This is a genomic window from Halobaculum halobium, assembly GCF_030127145.1.
GTDB lineage: Archaea > Halobacteriota > Halobacteria > Halobacteriales > Haloferacaceae > Halobaculum > Halobaculum halobium.
The window spans coordinates 532,681-547,936 of sequence record NZ_CP126158.1 but is presented as its reverse complement, the minus strand read 5'-3'; the positions used below and the strand labels follow the sequence as shown (position 1 = coordinate 547,936).

The following is a 15,256-nucleotide window of genomic DNA, read 5'->3' as shown; positions in this document are numbered from 1 at the left end:
CGGCGCCCGTGAAGTGTTCGATGGCAAGCGACACCGCGGTCGTCTGGTTCAGGCGCGACCTCCGGGTTCACGACAACGAGGCGCTCGTCGAGGCGTGTGAGGCCGGCGAGGTGCTCCCGGTGGTCGCCTTCGACCCCCGCGAGTACGGCGAACGCGCGTTCGGCGGCGACGACTCGTTTCGGTTCGAGAAGACCGGCCCGTACCGGGCGCGGTTTCGCCGGGAATCCGTCGCGGACCTGCGCGAGCGACTCCGCGACCGCGGTTCCGACCTGGTCGTCCGACACGGTCGCCCCGAGGAGGTCGTTCCCGCGGTCGCGGCGGCCGTCGACGCCGACGTCGTCCACTTCCAGACGCTCGCGACCCCCGAAGAACGGGCGGTCGAGAACGCCGTCCGGAAGCGGCTCCGCGAGGTCGGTGTGACGCCGTCGCGCCACTGGACGCAGACGCTGTACCACCTCAACGACCTCCCGAGCCCGTACACCGACATCTCCGACACGTACACGAGCTTCCGGAAGTCGGTGGAGGGCGACGCGACTGTCCGCGATCCACTCCCGGAACCGGATCTGCCGAGGGCTCCGGTCGGGGACGTCGGCGCCGGGCCGCTTCCAACCGCCTCGGGTCTGGGGGTCGACGAGGTCGAGTACGACGAGCGCGCCGCGCTCGCGTTCGAGGGCGGGGAGTCGTCGGGACTGGACCGACTCGACCGCTACCTCTGGAGAGAGGACCGACTTCGCAAGTACAAGGACACACGCAACGGCCTGCTCGGGCAGGGGTTCTCCTCGAAGCTCTCGCCGTGGCTCAACGCCGGCTGTCTGTCGCCGCGGTACGTGCACGCCGCGGTCGACCGCTACGAGCACGAGCGTGTCTCGAACGACTCGACCTACTGGCTGGTGTTCGAACTGCTGTGGCGGGATTTCTTCCAGTTCCAGTTCGCCAAACACGGCGCCGACTTCTTCGGGCAGGGCGGCATCCGCGGTCGCGACGACATCGACTGGCGCCAGGACGACGCGGCCCTCGAGCGGTGGGCCGGCGGCGAGACGGGGATCCCGTTCGTCGACGCCGCGATGCGCGAGCTGAACGCGACCGGGTACCAGAGCAACCGCGCCCGCCAGAACGCGGCATCGTTCCTCGCGAACACCCTCCGGATCGACTGGCGAAAGGGTGCCGCGTACTTCGAGACGCAGTTGGTCGATTACGATCCCGCATCGAACTACGGCAACTGGGCGTACATCGCGGGCGTCGGCAACGACAGCCGAGACCGCTCCTTCGACATCGTGAACCAGGCGAACACGTACGACGGCGACGGCGCGTACGTGAAACGCTGGGTTCCGGAGCTGTCCGACGTGCCTGCCGAAGCGGTCCACGAGCCGTGGGAACTGAGCGACACCGAGCAGGCGGAGTACGACGTGCAGGTGGGAGTGGACTACCCGGAACCGATGATCGACCTAGAGGATCGCCATCGGACGCTTCGATAGCTGAGTGCCATTTGGTCGCGTCTGCGAGAAGTGCTCGGTCAGGGATTTGAACCCTGGTCGTCGGCTCGAAAGGCCAACATGATTGGCCGGACTACACCAACCGAGCGCGTCTTCGACTTTCCGGCCGGTCTTGTTAATCCCATCGGATCCGACCGATGGCAGTGCCCAGTTCGCGGTCGATCACGGGCCGCGCGGCCGCGGGCGGACACCTCACGTCCAGTCGTCGATCCCGGTCTGCGTGAGCGCCGCCTCGATTCGCTCGAAGCCGCGCTCGACCTCGTCGGGGTCGACCTCCCACTCGTCGACGACGTACGCGCGAGCGGCGTCGACGTCCGGCGTGATCGTCGTGTCGAACGCGTAGTCGTCGGTGACCGGCGGCGAGTGGAAGAACTCGCGGACGCGCTCGGCGTTGGGGATCTCGGCGCCGCGATCGTCGAGCACCGAGAAGAGGTCGCCGTGCTCTTTCACGACGTTCAGGGCGGTCTTCGGCCCGATCCCGCGGACGCCGTCGTTGAAATCCGTCCCGCACAGCATCGCCACGTCGACGAGTTGCTCGTAGGTGATGTCGTGGTCGGCGAGGGTCTTCTCCAGGTCCATCAGCTCGGGGTTTCCTTTCGAGGTGAGCTGCCGGAGCGTCAGCGGCCCGCCGAACAGCATGGTGTCGTAGTCCTCGCTGCCCGAGTAGTCCGCGTCGCCGACGCGGTTCATGTACGCGCACTGTGCTTCGCCCTCCGCGGGCGCCTCGACGACCGGCACATCGAGCAGGCGCAACAGCTTCCGAGAGGTCTCGTGGATGGTGTCGGTGAGTCGCTGGGTTCGCGCTTCGAGCCGGGCGGCCTCCGCCGAGTCGCCGCGCTCTTCGGCCGCCTTCCTTCGCTCCTCGGCCTGCTCGCGCGCCGCGCGGCGCTTCGCCACCTCGTCGTCCTTCAGGTCGGTGACGCCGCCGTCGAAGACGAACACCGGCGTGAGCCCGTTGTCGATGAACTTCGGGAGCCCCTGTGCGATGCCGATGAGATTCGCGACTTCCTCGCCCGCCTCGGTGGTGTAGCGGTGGTCGCTGGTGAACTTCACCGTCGTCGTCAGATAGCGGTACAGCCAGTTGTGCGCGTCCACCGCGACGACTCCGGAGACGTCGTCGAAGGCCACCTCCTCGATGTGCGCGATGTCACGAAGATCCGCGTTTCCCATTACCGGGTCGTGGGAGCGGCGGGGTTTGAAGCTCCCGAGTCGCGAGGCACCGTCTCGGCCCTTCACCCCGAGTCGCCGCCGATCTCCGGCGGCCCGCGTTCGCGCTTGCCCTCGGCGAACGCACGCTCCTCTTCGTCCACGTCGTCGCGGGCGGCGATCGTCGCGAGTCCCTCGCGATAGGCGTCGGGGTCTCGTCTCGCCGGTCCGGTCGCCGGTCGGTCGAGGACCACCTCCGCGATGCCCGTCTCGCGACCGGTCCACGCGAAGCCGGCCTTTGACAGCGCCTCGTAGCTGTAGGCGTTGTTGACCGCGATCCTGACGCGTTCGTAGCCGCGTTCGGCCGCGCGGTCGACGACGAACGAACAGAGTGGCGGGCCAACCCCCGAACCGCGGCGCTCGCGACGGACGGTCACGTACCGGATCCACAGCGCGTCCGGGTCCGTTCGGTCCTCATTGAAAGCCACGGCTCCCGCGGGGGCAACGTACTCGCGCTTGGGATCGTCGGGGATCCTGAACTCGGCGGCGTCACCGTCGTTTTCGTCATTTTCGTCGCTTCCGTCGCTTCCATTGCGTTCGGCTCCTTCGGTGCCGCCGAGCGCGACGGCCTTCCCGGTGCTCGACATGGCGAACTTCCCGGCGTAGGCGTACTCGCGGTGGTCGAGCCTGAGAACGACGCCGTCGGACGGCCACCCGAGCAGTCGGAACTCCACGGGCTGGATTGGCGTCCGCGGGGCTTGAGTGCGGCGCCACCGCTTTGCCCGCGGGGCGCGTTCGGATCGACATGTTCGGCCACGGCGACGTGGGATTCTTCGACCGGATCGCCCCCCTGTACGACGCGGTCATGCCGCCGGCGCGCGCCGAGGACCTGCGCGCGGGACTGGCGTTCGCCCACCGGCGGGTCGAGCGCGTGGTCGACCTCGGCGGCGGGACGGGGCGCGCCAGCCGGACGCTCCGTGACATCGCCCTCGACCCCGTCGTGGTCGATTATTCGGCGGGGATGCTCCGACGCGCACGCGAGGCTGGCATCCCCGGCGTTCGCGCCGACGCCGCGACGCTGCCGCTTCGCGACGCCAGCGTCGACGCCGTCGTGGTCACGGACGCGCTCCACCACTTCCCCGACCCCGAGGCGGCGATCCGAGAGGGCTCTCGCGTGCTCGCGCCGGGCGGCGTCTTGGTGATACGCGAATTCGACCCCGCAACCCGTCGCGGGCGGGCGTTGGCGACACTGGAGTCGCTGTCGGGGATGGACTCGACGTTCTACACACCGGGCTCGCTCACGACGCTGCTCGAAGACGCGGGGCTGCGCGGCCGCGTCGTGGACCCCGGATTCGGGTACACGGTCGTCGGCGTTCGACCGACCGCGGCGGGCGCAGACTCGCCCGCCGCCGGCGCGGTAGACGTGGGTGACGGCGGCGGCGCGACGGACGCGGCGTCGACTGAGGAACGCGGGCGTTAAGCCGGACCGGACGAACGGGCGGGTATGCCAACGGATTCGGGTACGGACTCGTTCCTCGCGAACCGGGTCGACAGGGCCGCGCTTCCGCTCGCGGTCGGCGACCTGCTCGTCATCGTCGCGTTCATCTACGCCGGCACGCTCCAGCACGGAACCGTCCCGTTCCCGCTCGCTGGCGCGGGGGACGTGCTCGCGCTGCTGTCGGTGGCCGCGCCGTTCCTCCTCGGGTGGGCGATCGCCGCGCCGCTCATCGGCGCGTACTCCGCGGGGGCCGCAGAGTCGGCGAAGGCCTCGGTTCCGCTCGCGATCCGCTCGTGGGTCCCCGCGGCCGTCATCGGGCTGCTCGTCCGCGCGACGCCGGTCGTCGAGGGCGGCGTCGCGATCACCTTCGCGATCGTGATGCTTGTCGTCGGCTCGGTGTCGCTGGGTGTGTGGCGGTACGTCGCCGGACAGTTCCTGTAAGGGCGCAGATGCGGCTCAGGTGGACGGATTCGTCATCAGTCAAGAGTTCGGTGGGGCTGGGATTCGAACCCAGGAGGCTTGCGCCATCTGCTTTCAAGGCAGACGCAATAGGCCACTCTGCCACCCCACCACGATCATCCTTTCCGCGGTCGGCGTCTAAGACCTAACGGTCCCGAACCGAACGCGGACTCCCGGATCAGCGCCGGGCGTCGGTTACCCGTCGAGGACGACCGCGCCGTCGCGCACGCGGAGGCCGCGCTCGTGAGCGAACGTCGCGGTGTGCTCGGGGACGACGCGCTCGGCCTCGATCCGGCTCCACAGGACGGGCAGGAGGTCGCGGAGGTCCGCGCCCGTTTCGAGGCCGACGTGCATCGGGAGAAACTCCACCCGGTGGCCGGCGTCGTTCGCACGGTCGACGAGCGTCTCCAGCTCAGGCCCTTCGAAGGCGGCCTCGTAGTCGACGGGCGCGGTGAAGCCCGCGTAGTACGTCCGGCCGCGCGTCGACGGACCGAGGACGGTCTGGTTGCCGCGGAGCTTCATCGCCGCCGAATCGATCACCGTCCGGGTGAGCAACGGCGCGGTTCCGCGGGCCACGGCGACGGAGTCGACGCCCTCCTCGCGAAGCAGGTGCGTCGCGGTGTTACCCGCGCGCGCCGAGACCGACGAGCCGACCTGTCGCTCGAAGCGCGTCTCGGTCACGTCCGCCAGCGCGTCGCCCGCGAGCGCGCGGAGTTCGGCCTCGCTGGCGGTGTCGGTGACGTGTTCGTCGGGCAGGAGGTCGTCCGGCCGGTAGTTGACGAGCAAGTCGCCCCCCGAGCGCTCGACGGCGCGGAACGTGTCCTTCAGGCCCGCCGCATAGAGGTCTGCAGCGTCGTCCGCAGACAGCGGCGTCGTCTCGACGAGGTCGGGCAGCGCGAGTCCGGGGCGTGGCGGGTCCGCGAGGACGGCGACGACGGTCATACTCGCGGGACGGTCGCCACGGGCAAAGGGGTTTATCAAACGCCCCGACGCAGCACCGGCATGGAAACCACGGCAACGCTCGTCCGTATCGGGTCGCTTGGGTCGGTGCTAGCCGCGGTCGCCGCCGTCGGGCTGCTGTTCGTCGCCGGCATCGGCGCCGACGGCGTTCCGGTCGTCGCGCTGCTCGCGACGCTCGCGTTCCTCGTCGTCGCGGTCAGTGCCGCCGTCGTGTGGGGACGGCTGGGGGCGCCCGCTCGCTGGGAGACCCCGTACTGGTGAGCGGCGCCGACCGAATCCGTGCGGCCGCGTCGCCGGCTTAGCGGCTCCGCCGCCCCTTCGTCTGGCGGTAGTCGCGCGAGAAGACGTTCTCGGCAACGTGCTCGACGAACCGGTCCGCGTCGGCGTCGGTGAGGTCCGCGAGTGCTTTCATCGGGAGGAGTTCGAATCCTCGGCCGCGGACGGTGGTCGCGTGCTCGGCGTCGGCGTCGAAGGAATCGGGCGCGCGGGTGGTGTACTCGATCGCGAGCGCCTCCAGCGCGCGCTGGCCGACGGGGACGATGAGTTCGGGGTTGATCATCCGCACCTCGGCGGTGAGGAACGCGTCGCAGTTCAACACCTCCTCGTCGGTTGGTCCCCTGTTTGGGTGGCGACAGCGGGTGAGGTACGTGGTGTAGACGTTCTGGAGGTCCGGCTCGTCTGCGTCGGGCGGCGAGCGCGAGAGGCCCAGATCGCCGAGGACGCGCTGGATCCGCTTACCGTGTTCGTCGCCCGTGAACGGGACGCCCGTGCGTTCGGCACCCGCGGTGGGCGCCGCTCCGAGGACCAGCACCTCCGCCTCGGCGTCGCCGTAGCCGTGGACGACGCGCTCGCGGCAGTCTGCCAGCGCCGGGCAGTGCTGACAGTCGGTGTCCATCCCGTAGGGGTTCGAGAGTTCCTCCTGGTGTGGCACTGTTCGCTCATCCGGCCCCGGCGAGAATAACGGTGCGGGTCGAGGCCGGCCCGCCGGGCTCCCGACCGGCTCAGGCGCGCTTTTGAATCTCCTCGCGGAGCGCGTCGCTGACGACCTCGCCGTCGGCCTTCCCGCGCAGGGCCCCCATCGCCTCGCCCATCAGCCCCGAGAAGGCGCCCATCCCCTCCGCTTCGACCTGGGCTGCGTTGCGCTCGACGACCTCGGCGACCGCCTCGCGCACCTCCTCCTCGTCGACGCCGGAGAGGCCGGCCTCCTCGACTGCCGCTTCGGGCGACAGCGCCGGGTTCTCCGCCAGAACGGTGAGCACATCGCCCACGCCCTCCTTCGCGAGGTCGCCGTCCTCGACCAGCCCGAAGACGCCCCGCAGGTCGTCGTCGGTGAGCTCGTCGACGGGCACGTCGTCGCGGCGAAGTTCCGTCAGCGTCGACTCCAGCGTCGTCGCCGCGAACGTCGGGTCGACGCCCTCGGCGACGACCGACTCGAACAGCGGCATCCGACGGCCGTACGCGACCTGCTCGGCGAGCCCGGCGCCGAGGCCGTACTCCTCCTGATACCGCTCGACCTTCTCGGTGAGCAGTTCCGGGGTCTCGACCTCGCTTGGGTCGGGGTCGACCGGCGGCACGTCCGTCTCGGGGTACAGCCGCGCGGCGCCGGGCAGCGGCCGCATGTACCGAGTGGTGCCGTCGTCGTTCGCGCCGCGCGTCTCCTCGGGTACCCCGTCGGTGGCGACCGCCGCGCGTTCGGCGGCCGCGTCGATCGCCAGCGCCGCGGTCTCGGGGTCGTCGGCGACGAGCGCGACCGCGTCGCCCTCGCTCGCGTCGACGGCCTCCCGAAGCGCTTCGACCTCCGCCTCGGTGACGCCGTAGGCCGGCAGCTCGTCGGTGTGGAAGATGCCGCCGGCGCCGTGGCGCTTCGCGTGGTCGGACAGCTCCGTGCCCAGGCGGCGGTCCGGCGCGATCTCCCGTCCGACGAGGCCGTCAAAGCCCCCAGCCGAACCGCGCGGACGACGCCGCCCGCGTCGAGCGCGCCGCCGATGACGCCCGAATCGGTCCCCTCGAAGGCGTCGGTCACGTCGACCGGGTCGCCGACAGCGGCGCCGCGCTCGTCGAGCTCCGCCGCGATCTCGACCAGTTCGGCCTGTCTGCGCACCTCGGTCGCGACGATCTCGTCGATCTGATCGAGGGCTTGGACGCCCTTGATCTCGACGCGTGCCCCCTCCGCGATGGAGACGTTCACGTCCTGGCGGATAGTGCCCAGGCCGCGCTTCACCGTCCCCGTCGACCGCAGCAGCATTCCGATGCGCTCGGCGGCCTCGCGGGCCTGTGCCGGCGTCGAGATGTCCGGCTTCGTGCCGATCTCGACCAGCGGGATACCCAGCCGGTCCAGCGAGTAGCGCACGCCGGCTTCCGTCTCTTCGACGCGCTTTGCCGACTCCTCCTCGAGCATGAGGTCCTCGACGCCGACGGCGCCCTCGGACGTCTGGATCTCCCCCTCCTGTGCGAGCAGGGTGGACCGCTGGAAGCCGGACGTGTTCGAGCCGTCGATGACGATCTTGCGCATCACGTGCGCCTGGTCGACGACGCTCATGTCGAGCAGGTCCGCGATCTGCATCGCCACCTCCAGCGCCTCTTGGTCGAGTTCGTGGGGCGGCTCGTCGTCTTCCTCCACGAGGCAGGTGGAGTCGTACGCGAGGTACTCGAACGTGCGATCGACCTGCGACTCTTCTAAGGCCGCGTCGTCGATCTCGCCCAACTCGGACTTCGTGGGATGGAGGTAGCGCGTGACGGTGCGCTCGGCCTCCTCGGGCTCTCGGAGCGTCGTCGGTGAGTCACAGAAGAGCTTCGTCGCCGTGTCGAGCTGCTGGTGGATCTCCAGCCCCGCCACGAGGCCGAGTTCCTCGGGGTCGAACGAGCGATCGGTCATTGCGCGAACGTGCGGCGGCCGGGGAGAAAAAGGGTGTCAATTACTCACGGCCGAACTCGCGCGACTCCGGCTCGATCCGTTGTACGCAGAAACGACCCCCCGATCCCGCTTGGCCCGCACTCGTGACCCCGGACGCCTCCCCCGCGGCGGCCCACACCCCGAGAGCATCCGTCCTCCGTACTCAGAGACCGTCACTCGACGCGCTTCAGGCCATCGCCCAGCCCCTTCGCGTCACAGCTCTCCTCGGGGCACGCGTAGTGCCAGCCGTCTTCGGTCGCACGTCCCTCCGGAAACTCCGTTCCGCACCGTCGGCAGCGCAGGAGATCCCGACCGGTCGCTCTCGTGGTGAGCTGAGGCATGTCTGATATCTTCGAGCGCGAGGAATTGAACGTACCGGTCTGTTCCGGCCGGTAGCCGGTTCGAAACGGCTGTTTGTGGAACCGACAGTCGGCGCCGGGATCGACGGGAACGGGCGCAGCGACGCCGACCAGAGGCGGGGCGTCGTTTTTCACCGCTGCGCGCGTCGCTGTCGGATATGCGCGACCTCGACGAAACCGACATGGAGATCCTCCGGATGCTCGCAGCCGACGGCCGGCGGTCATACAGCGACATCGGCGAGGCGGTCGACCTCTCGGCGCCCGCGGTGTCCGAGCGCGTCTCACGGCTCCGCGAGTCTGGCGTGATCCGACGGTTCACGATCGACGTGGACCGATCGCTGCTGCGCGCCGGCACGCCGGTCTTACTCCGCTTCGAACTCCCGCCAGGCGGTGCCGGCGACGTTCGCGAGTCGCTTCGCGCGAGCGAGGCGGTCGAACACGTGTTCGCGACCGCCGAGAGCGACGTGGTCGCGTACGCCCGTATCGCCGAAGACGCCGTCGACGAGTGGGTCGCGGCGGTCGTCGGGACGGACCCGATTGACGACTACGCGGTCGACCTGGTCTCCGATGTCGAGTGGAGCCCCAGCGTCGCCGGCACGGAATTCGCGCTGGAGTGCGCCGAGTGTGGGAACAGCGTCACCAGCGAAGGCGTGGCGAGTCGGGTGGGCGGAACGCTGTACCACTTCTGCTGTCCCACGTGCGAGTCGACGTTCGCAGAGCGATACGAGCGGATGGAAGAAGGCGCCGCGGAGTCGGGGTGAGTGGTCGGCGACCGTCCGACTCCGGCCGGTCGGTTACTCCTCGCCGAGGATACCGCGGTGGGTCATCGCCTCGGGGTTCAGCACTTCGTCGGCCTCCTCCTCGGTGAGATACCCCTTCTCCAGGACGACCTCGCGGACGGTCTTGTCCTCCTTGAGCGCGGTCTTGGCCACCTCGCTGGCCTTGTCGTAGCCGATGGCGGGGTTGAGCGCCGTCGCCAGCGCCATCGACTGCTCGACGCGCTCGGCGGCGTACGCCTCGTTGGCCTCCAGCTTGGCGACGAAGCGCTCGCCGAACACTTCGCTGGCGTTCGCGAGCAGCTCCGCCGACTGGAGGAAGTTGTGCGCCAGCACCGGCTTGTACAGGTTGAGGTCGATCTGTCCCTCCGCCGCGCCCGCCGACACCGCGGCGTCGTTGCCGACGACCTGCTTGTGCACCTGGTTCACCGCCTCCGCGACGACGGGGTTGATCTTTCCGGGCATGATCGACGAGCCCGGCTGGTTCTCGGGCTGCTCGATCTCGCCGAGGCCATTACGGGGACCGGAGGCGAGCAGGCGGAGGTCGTTGGCGATCTTGTTGAGGCTCCCGGCGACGGTGCGGAGCGCGCCGTGGGCCTCCGACATGGCGTCGTGAGCCGCCTGCGCCTCGAAGTGGTTGTCGGCCTCGCGGAACTGCGTGTTCGTCTCCTCGGAGATGTACTCGGCGGCGAGTTCGGGGAACTCGGGGTCGGTATTGAGTCCGGTTCCGACGGCCGTGCCGCCCAGAGCCAGCTCACGGAGGTGGTAGCGCACGTCGCCGACGCGCTTGATCCCCTTCTGGATCTGCGCGCGGTAGCCGCCGAACTCCTGGCCGAGCCGGACGGGAGTCGCGTCTTGGAGGTGCGTTCGACCGGTCTTGACGACACCGTCGAACTCCGCCTCCTTCTCCTCTAAGGCGGCGTGCAGTTCCTCCAGCGCGGGCATGAGATCCTTCTCGACGGCCTCCAGCGCCGCGACGTGCATCGCCGTCGGGATCACGTCGTTGCTCGACTGCCCGAAGTTGACGTGGTCGTTCGGGTGGATAACTCGATCGCCCACCTCGGCGCCGGAGATCTCGGCGGCGCGGTTGGCGATGACCTCGTTGGCGTTCATGTTCGAGGAGGTGCCCGATCCGGTCTGGAACACGTCGACGGGGAACTGGTCGTCGTGCTCGCCGGCGATGACTTCGTCGGCCGCCGCAACGATCGCCCCGGCCGTGTCCGCCTCCAGGTGATCGAGATCGCGGTTGGCCTGTGCGGCCGCCTTCTTGACGACGCCCAGCGCGCGGACGAACCGGCGGCTGAAGCCGACGCCGCTGATGGGAAAGTTCTCGACGGCGCGCTGGGTCTGTGCGCCCCAGTAGGCGTCCGCCGGCACCTGCATCTCGCCGAGGCTGTCGGATTCGACGCGGAACTCCTGCTCCTCGTTGGTGTCCTCGCTCATACGCGACGCGTCGTGGGCAGCGGTCGTAAAAACCACCGATACGGCCGTGTGTCGCCGGGATTGCGGGATGTGTTGACACGCCTGCCTCACGTTCAAGTGTAACTCGTCTGATTCGTGAGCCGAGGGGTGATTCGCCCCCGAATCGATCGACGATCGGATCGCTACCACAGGACGATGTCCCCAGATCGCCGGCCGACGGCCGGAACGACGAGACTTGCCGCCCTCTGACAGACCTCGCGACGGCCCTCGCCGTCGCGCTCGCGGTCGCGCTGTCGATGTTCGCGCTCGCTGAACCGGCCTTCCTCATCGGCGCGCTCGCCGGCGCTATCGCCGGCGCCGTCTCGCGGTGACACCGGATCGCTGGCTCCCGCTCCTCTCGCGTCTCTCTCACCGCCCCCGCCACTGTCGGGTGTCCGAGCGCTCCCGACCGACCGAGCGGTCGGCGGCGCCGATGCGTGTTTCACTGTGCGGTCCCTGTCTGGGGTATGGCGACCTATCGACGACGCGTTCGTGTCTCGGCGCCGCTCGAGGAGGTATGGGCGTTTCACTCCGACATCGGCGGGCTCGAGGCGCTGACGCCCGGATTCATGAACCTCAGCGTCGAGCGCGTCACCGGGCCCGACGGCAGAGAGGACCCCGATGTGCTCGCGACTGGGACCGAGATCGAGATGAGCGCCCGCCCGTTCGGAGTCGGTCCCCGCCAGTCGTGGGTGTCGCGCATCGACGAGCGCGAGGCCGATCTCGAAGCCGGACGCGCGCGGTTCGTCGACACGATGGACGGCGGACCGTTCCCGCTGTGGCGACACACCCACCGCTTCTACGAGCGCGGGGGCGAGACCGTCGTCGACGACGAGGTCCGATACGAGTTCCCGGGCGGGGTGCTCGGCGAGACGGTGTCACCGCTGGGGTGGGTCGGGTTCGAGCCGATGTTCCGGTTCCGTCACCGAAAGACGCGCGAGTTACTGGAGTAGCGACCGTCGGCCGAGGAGACCGACAACAGCGACGAACACGACGCCCCCAGCTACGCCTGGTGGGCCCGCGCCGTCGTGATGACGCCCGCGAGCACCACCGCGCCGCCGACGAGCGTCACCGCCGACGGGTATTCGGCGAGGAGCACGGCGGCGAGGATGGTGCTGCCGACCGGCTCGCCGAGCAACGAGACCGAGACGACGCTGGACTCGACGTGCGCGAGCGCCCAGTTGATCACCGTGTGACCGAACACCCCGGGTCCGGCCGCCATCGCGAGAAAGAGCAGCCACTCGTCGGTTCCGTAGCCGGTTAGCGGGTGCCCGCGAGCCAGCGTCGCCGCAAGCAGTGCGAGCGCACACGTCGCGTACACGACGACCACGTACGGGAGCAACGGGAGCCGCTGACGCAGCGACCGCCCGAGCAGCACGTACGCGGCCGCCGTCGCGGCGCCGAGCACCGCGAGCGCGTTGCCGTACAGCGGATCCGGCCCGGTGACTGCGGGCGCGGCGCCCAGCAGCGCGTCGCCGACGCTCATCACGGCCATGCCGGCGATCGCAACGCCGATTCCAACGACCGTCTTTCGACCGACGCGCTCGTCGAGCAGCGCCCACGCGCCGGCGACGACGAACAGCGGCTGCGCCTGGACGAGCGTCACGCTCGCGGCGACGCTCGTCCAGCGGAGGCTCTCGAACCACGAGGCGAAGTGGATCGCGAGCGCGATCCCGGACACGGTCGCAAGCAGGAGGTCCCGACCGCTCAGATCGCCGAATGCGGCGCGGTCCCCCGGTCGGGCCACCGCGATCGGGAGGAGCAACGCGGTGGTGAACACGACGCGGTAGAGCGCCTTTACGAGGCTCGGGGCACCGCTGAACTCGACGAGGATTGCGCTCGTCGAGATGGCGACGACCGCGACGGCGAGGCCGACGAGTGGCGGCACGCGCTCCTCGAGCGCGTCGATGGCGGCGAGACTCGTCACACCCATGGCTACGCGAGTGGGCGGGAATCCCTTGCGGTTCAGGCGGCGTCGCGTGCGACGGCGAACCGCGACGACTGGATGGCGAACTGGCGACGCGGATGAACGATGGTGCGGCGGGTTCCAGCCGCCGACCCGTGGGCCGCGAGCGGTGCGTCGCGCGACCGCGTTTCGCTCGCGGAGCGCTCGTCAGGACACGGCCGCGATGGTTCCGCTTTCGTACAAGAAGGTTCGCGTGACTCGGTCAGCGGCCGCTCGCTGGATCGTCGCCTCCGGTGTAGTCCGGGCGCTCCTCGTACTCGATGGGGTCGTCGATCCCGAGCCGCTGGAACGCCTGCAGGCGGAACGCGCAGGCGTCGCAGGTGCCGCAGGCGGGCGCCTCCTCCCGGTAGCAGCTCCACGTCAGCTCGTAGGGAACGCCGAGTTCGACGCCCCGTTCGGCGATGTCGGTCTTCGAGTCCTCGACGAACGGGGCGACGATCTCGATGTCCGTCTCCGGCTTCGTGCCGACAGCGACCATCCGCTCGAACGCCTCGAAGAACTCCGGGCGACAGTCGGGATAGCCGGAGTAGTCCTCGGAGTGAGCGCCGACGAAGACGGCCTGGCAGTCGTTCGCCTCGGCGTACGAGACGGCCATCGAGAGCAGGTTCGCGTTGCGGAACGGGACGTACGAGGAGGGGACGTCGTCGTCTTCGGCGTCGATATCGGCGTCCTCGACCTCGATCGACGCATCGGTGAGCGAGGAGACGCCGATCCGCGCGAGGTGGTCCGTCTCGATGTGGAGGACGCGGTCGGTCGGTACGTGCAACTCCTCGCGCAGTGCCTCGGCACACGCGCGCTCCTTCGATTCGGTGTTCTGTCCGTACGACGTATGGAGGAAGTGGAGGTCGTAGCCGCGCTCGCGGGCCTCGTAGGCAGTCGTCGCGGAGTCCATCCCGCCGGAGACGAGGACGACCGCTCCGCGATCGGTTCGTCCGTCGTCCCTCGCGGAGTCCAATTCGGTCACGATCGGAGGGTAGCGAGTGCGGGAAAAATAGCCCTTCGAACCCGGCTCGCCGTCGGCATCCGGGGGCGATCGGAGGCGACGCGGCGACGGTTTTTGGTCGCGACCGCCGAAGGACGCCCGTGGCACTCGACGACGACGAGACCGACGGTTGTCCGGGCCGTGTTCCGGTCCGGGTCCGTCACGGCGACGGCGAGGTGACGCTGCACGTCGAGCGCGGCGCGAGGCTCCGCGACGCGCTACTCGCCGCCGACCGTGACGCTGGCGCGGATCTGGATCTCTCCCCGTACGCGACGGCGACGGAGCGTCTCAACTGCGGCGGGCGCGGTCTCTGTGCCACCTGTGGCGTCCGCGTCATCGACGGCCCGGAGGCGTCACACTGGCACGACTCCCTCGCAGAACGGTTCGGCTACCCGCGGCTGTCGTGTCAGATCGTCGTCTCCGAGCCGCTGACGGTCGAACTCCTCACGGAGAAACGGGTGTGGGGCGGGCGCAAGTAGTCGTCGTCTGAGTCATACGCGTCCGCCGACCGCCCGTCGGACCGCGCCCGCGACGTCGTACGTCCCGTCGAGCATCAGTCGCGTGTACCAGCCGGACAGGCGCGCGAGCCAGTTCAGCAATTGGAGACCCAACAGGAGGACGAACACGCCGACGAGCGCGACCGCCGCCGCCTCACCGAGGGTCGTGACGCGCCAGGCGTCGACCCGGAACACCGCCTCGTAGCCGACGAGCAGGCGGTTCCAGCCGAGGTACAGCGCGGGGTGGAACTCCACCGGGCGATCGGTCACCACGCCGACGTACAGCCCCGGCTGATCGTAGTACAGCGGGACGAGCAGGAGACTGACGCCGGTCGTCAGCGTGCTCGTGATCAGGGTGAACGACGCCATCCCGAGGACCAGTTTGGTCGGGAGGTACGCCAGCGCCGTCCACGTGCTCCGGTCGGTCGCGAGCGAGACGAGTCGTTCGCGGCGTGAGTCCCCGGGGAGTTCGGGGCCGGAGCGGTCTATCTCCACGCCGAGGAGCGCTGTCGCAAGCCACCGCTCCACCCCCGCCAAGCCGAGGGCGAACGAGACAAGCAGTGCGAGCAACGGGATCCCGACGACCACGAACGCGAGCCCGATCCCCAGCGGGACGCCGACCGCGACGAGCAGGAAGTACGCGAACCCCAGCGGGACCGCCAGCGCGAGGTACGCCAAGTTGCGATACGTCTGGCGCCGAAACGGAGAGAGGAGGAACGAAGCGACGCCACGTCCGAGGCCGACGCTCGCTCGCGAGGACATACAT

The 15,256-nt window shown here is 69.5% G+C and carries 16 protein-coding genes, 2 tRNA genes and 2 pseudogenes; 7 read left to right on the top strand and 13 right to left on the bottom strand.

Annotated elements, in window-relative coordinates:
* Positions 1-20: 20 nt before the first annotated feature.
* On the top strand, positions 21-1,475 hold the full coding sequence (locus P0Y41_RS02975) for a DASH family cryptochrome (RefSeq protein ID WP_284062506.1): 1,455 nt from the start codon (positions 21-23) through the stop codon (positions 1,473-1,475).
* A gap of 31 nt (positions 1,476-1,506) precedes the next feature.
* Here P0Y41_RS02975 and P0Y41_RS02970 read toward each other — a convergent pair.
* From P0Y41_RS02970 to P0Y41_RS02960, 3 genes are all read right to left on the bottom strand, one after another.
* Positions 1,507-1,581, bottom strand: a tRNA-Glu gene (locus P0Y41_RS02970).
* A gap of 104 nt (positions 1,582-1,685) precedes the next feature.
* Positions 1,686-2,663: a flap endonuclease-1 gene (gene fen / locus P0Y41_RS02965; protein WP_284062505.1), complete on the bottom strand. Its 978-nt coding sequence runs from the start codon at positions 2,661-2,663 to the stop codon at positions 1,686-1,688.
* A 62-nt stretch (positions 2,664-2,725) separates the two neighbouring features.
* Positions 2,726-3,373, bottom strand: coding sequence for a GNAT family N-acetyltransferase (locus P0Y41_RS02960; protein ID WP_284062504.1), 648 nt, complete (start codon positions 3,371-3,373; stop codon positions 2,726-2,728).
* A gap of 71 nt (positions 3,374-3,444) precedes the next feature.
* Between P0Y41_RS02960 and P0Y41_RS02955 the strand changes: the two are divergent.
* Together P0Y41_RS02955 and P0Y41_RS02950 are read left to right on the top strand one after the other, a co-directional pair.
* A pseudogene (locus P0Y41_RS02955) lies at positions 3,445-4,017 on the top strand (class I SAM-dependent methyltransferase); the annotation flags it as partial.
* A gap of 126 nt (positions 4,018-4,143) precedes the next feature.
* The gene (locus tag P0Y41_RS02950; protein ID WP_284062502.1) at positions 4,144-4,578 is read left to right on the top strand and encodes a DUF3054 domain-containing protein; all 435 of its coding nucleotides are present in this window, start codon (positions 4,144-4,146) and stop codon (positions 4,576-4,578) included.
* A gap of 48 nt (positions 4,579-4,626) precedes the next feature.
* Here P0Y41_RS02950 and P0Y41_RS02945 read toward each other — a convergent pair.
* Together P0Y41_RS02945 and P0Y41_RS02940 are read right to left on the bottom strand one after the other, a co-directional pair.
* A tRNA-Ser gene (locus P0Y41_RS02945) sits at positions 4,627-4,708 on the bottom strand.
* Positions 4,709-4,791: 83 nt separating this feature from the next.
* On the bottom strand, positions 4,792-5,538 hold the full coding sequence (locus P0Y41_RS02940; protein WP_284062501.1) for a hypothetical protein: 747 nt from the start codon (positions 5,536-5,538) through the stop codon (positions 4,792-4,794).
* A 60-nt stretch (positions 5,539-5,598) separates the two neighbouring features.
* Here P0Y41_RS02940 and P0Y41_RS02935 point away from each other — a divergent pair, with 60 nt between their 5' ends.
* Positions 5,599-5,817: a hypothetical protein gene (locus P0Y41_RS02935; protein WP_284062500.1), complete on the top strand. Its 219-nt coding sequence runs from the start codon at positions 5,599-5,601 to the stop codon at positions 5,815-5,817.
* Positions 5,818-5,854: 37 nt separating this feature from the next.
* Here P0Y41_RS02935 and P0Y41_RS02930 read toward each other — a convergent pair whose 3' ends face one another.
* The 3 genes and pseudogenes from P0Y41_RS02930 to P0Y41_RS02920 form a co-directional block, all read right to left on the bottom strand.
* A complete protein-coding gene (locus tag P0Y41_RS02930) occupies positions 5,855-6,451 on the bottom strand; it encodes a uracil-DNA glycosylase (protein WP_284063328.1) in 597 nt (198 codons plus the stop codon).
* 106 nt (positions 6,452-6,557) lie between these two features.
* Positions 6,558-8,431: pseudogene (gatE, locus tag P0Y41_RS02925) on the bottom strand (Glu-tRNA(Gln) amidotransferase subunit GatE).
* 191 nt (positions 8,432-8,622) lie between these two features.
* A complete protein-coding gene (locus P0Y41_RS02920; protein ID WP_284062499.1) occupies positions 8,623-8,790 on the bottom strand; it encodes an HVO_2901 family zinc finger protein in 168 nt (55 codons plus the stop codon).
* Between the two features lie 176 nt (positions 8,791-8,966).
* On the opposite strand from P0Y41_RS02920, the gene P0Y41_RS02915 reads away from it, so the two are divergent.
* Positions 8,967-9,569, top strand: a complete 603-nt coding sequence (locus tag P0Y41_RS02915) for an AsnC family transcriptional regulator (RefSeq protein WP_284062498.1) — start codon at positions 8,967-8,969, stop codon at positions 9,567-9,569.
* Between the two features lie 33 nt (positions 9,570-9,602).
* On the opposite strand, the gene P0Y41_RS02910 is transcribed toward P0Y41_RS02915, so the two are convergent.
* A complete protein-coding gene (locus P0Y41_RS02910; protein ID WP_284062497.1) occupies positions 9,603-11,027 on the bottom strand; it encodes a class II fumarate hydratase in 1,425 nt (474 codons plus the stop codon).
* Positions 11,028-11,188: 161 nt separating this feature from the next.
* Positions 11,189-11,380, bottom strand: a complete 192-nt coding sequence (locus P0Y41_RS02905; protein WP_284062496.1) for a hypothetical protein — start codon at positions 11,378-11,380, stop codon at positions 11,189-11,191.
* Between the two features lie 132 nt (positions 11,381-11,512).
* On the opposite strand from P0Y41_RS02905, the gene P0Y41_RS02900 reads away from it, so the two are divergent.
* The gene (locus P0Y41_RS02900; RefSeq protein WP_284062495.1) at positions 11,513-11,998 is read left to right on the top strand and encodes an SRPBCC family protein; all 486 of its coding nucleotides are present in this window, start codon (positions 11,513-11,515) and stop codon (positions 11,996-11,998) included.
* 50 nt (positions 11,999-12,048) lie between these two features.
* Here the strand turns inward: P0Y41_RS02900 and P0Y41_RS02895 are convergent, their stop codons facing one another.
* Entirely contained in the window at positions 12,049-12,972 is a 924-nt protein-coding gene (locus P0Y41_RS02895) for a DMT family transporter (RefSeq protein WP_284062494.1), read from the bottom strand.
* A 241-nt stretch (positions 12,973-13,213) separates the two neighbouring features.
* Positions 13,214-13,903, bottom strand: a complete 690-nt coding sequence (queC, locus tag P0Y41_RS02890) for a 7-cyano-7-deazaguanine synthase QueC (protein WP_284063327.1) — start codon at positions 13,901-13,903, stop codon at positions 13,214-13,216.
* A 191-nt stretch (positions 13,904-14,094) separates the two neighbouring features.
* On the opposite strand from queC, the gene P0Y41_RS02885 reads away from it, so the two are divergent.
* Positions 14,095-14,472, top strand: a complete 378-nt coding sequence (locus P0Y41_RS02885) for a 2Fe-2S iron-sulfur cluster binding domain-containing protein (protein WP_284062493.1) — start codon at positions 14,095-14,097, stop codon at positions 14,470-14,472.
* A 12-nt stretch (positions 14,473-14,484) separates the two neighbouring features.
* Here the strand turns inward: P0Y41_RS02885 and P0Y41_RS02880 are convergent, their stop codons facing one another.
* The gene (locus P0Y41_RS02880) at positions 14,485-15,252 is read right to left on the bottom strand and encodes a sensor domain-containing protein (protein ID WP_284062492.1); all 768 of its coding nucleotides are present in this window, start codon (positions 15,250-15,252) and stop codon (positions 14,485-14,487) included.
* Positions 15,253-15,256: the final 4 nt, after the last annotated feature.

Coding starts and splice junctions, on each gene's coding strand:
- P0Y41_RS02975 (WP_284062506.1), top strand. CDS start 21: ATGGCAAGCGACACCGCGGTCGTCTGGTTCAGGCGCGACCTCCGGGTT.
- fen (WP_284062505.1), bottom strand. CDS start 2,663: ATGGGAAACGCGGATCTTCGTGACATCGCGCACATCGAGGAGGTGGCC.
- P0Y41_RS02950 (WP_284062502.1), top strand. CDS start 4,144: ATGCCAACGGATTCGGGTACGGACTCGTTCCTCGCGAACCGGGTCGAC.
- P0Y41_RS02940 (WP_284062501.1), bottom strand. CDS start 5,538: ATGACCGTCGTCGCCGTCCTCGCGGACCCGCCACGCCCCGGACTCGCG.
- P0Y41_RS02935 (WP_284062500.1), top strand. CDS start 5,599: ATGGAAACCACGGCAACGCTCGTCCGTATCGGGTCGCTTGGGTCGGTG.
- P0Y41_RS02930 (WP_284063328.1), bottom strand. CDS start 6,451: ATGGACACCGACTGTCAGCACTGCCCGGCGCTGGCAGACTGCCGCGAG.
- P0Y41_RS02920 (WP_284062499.1), bottom strand. CDS start 8,790: ATGCCTCAGCTCACCACGAGAGCGACCGGTCGGGATCTCCTGCGCTGC.
- P0Y41_RS02915 (WP_284062498.1), top strand. CDS start 8,967: ATGCGCGACCTCGACGAAACCGACATGGAGATCCTCCGGATGCTCGCA.
- P0Y41_RS02910 (WP_284062497.1), bottom strand. CDS start 11,027: ATGAGCGAGGACACCAACGAGGAGCAGGAGTTCCGCGTCGAATCCGAC.
- P0Y41_RS02900 (WP_284062495.1), top strand. CDS start 11,513: ATGGCGACCTATCGACGACGCGTTCGTGTCTCGGCGCCGCTCGAGGAG.
- queC (WP_284063327.1), bottom strand. CDS start 13,903: ATGGACTCCGCGACGACTGCCTACGAGGCCCGCGAGCGCGGCTACGAC.
- P0Y41_RS02880 (WP_284062492.1), bottom strand. CDS start 15,252: ATGTCCTCGCGAGCGAGCGTCGGCCTCGGACGTGGCGTCGCTTCGTTC.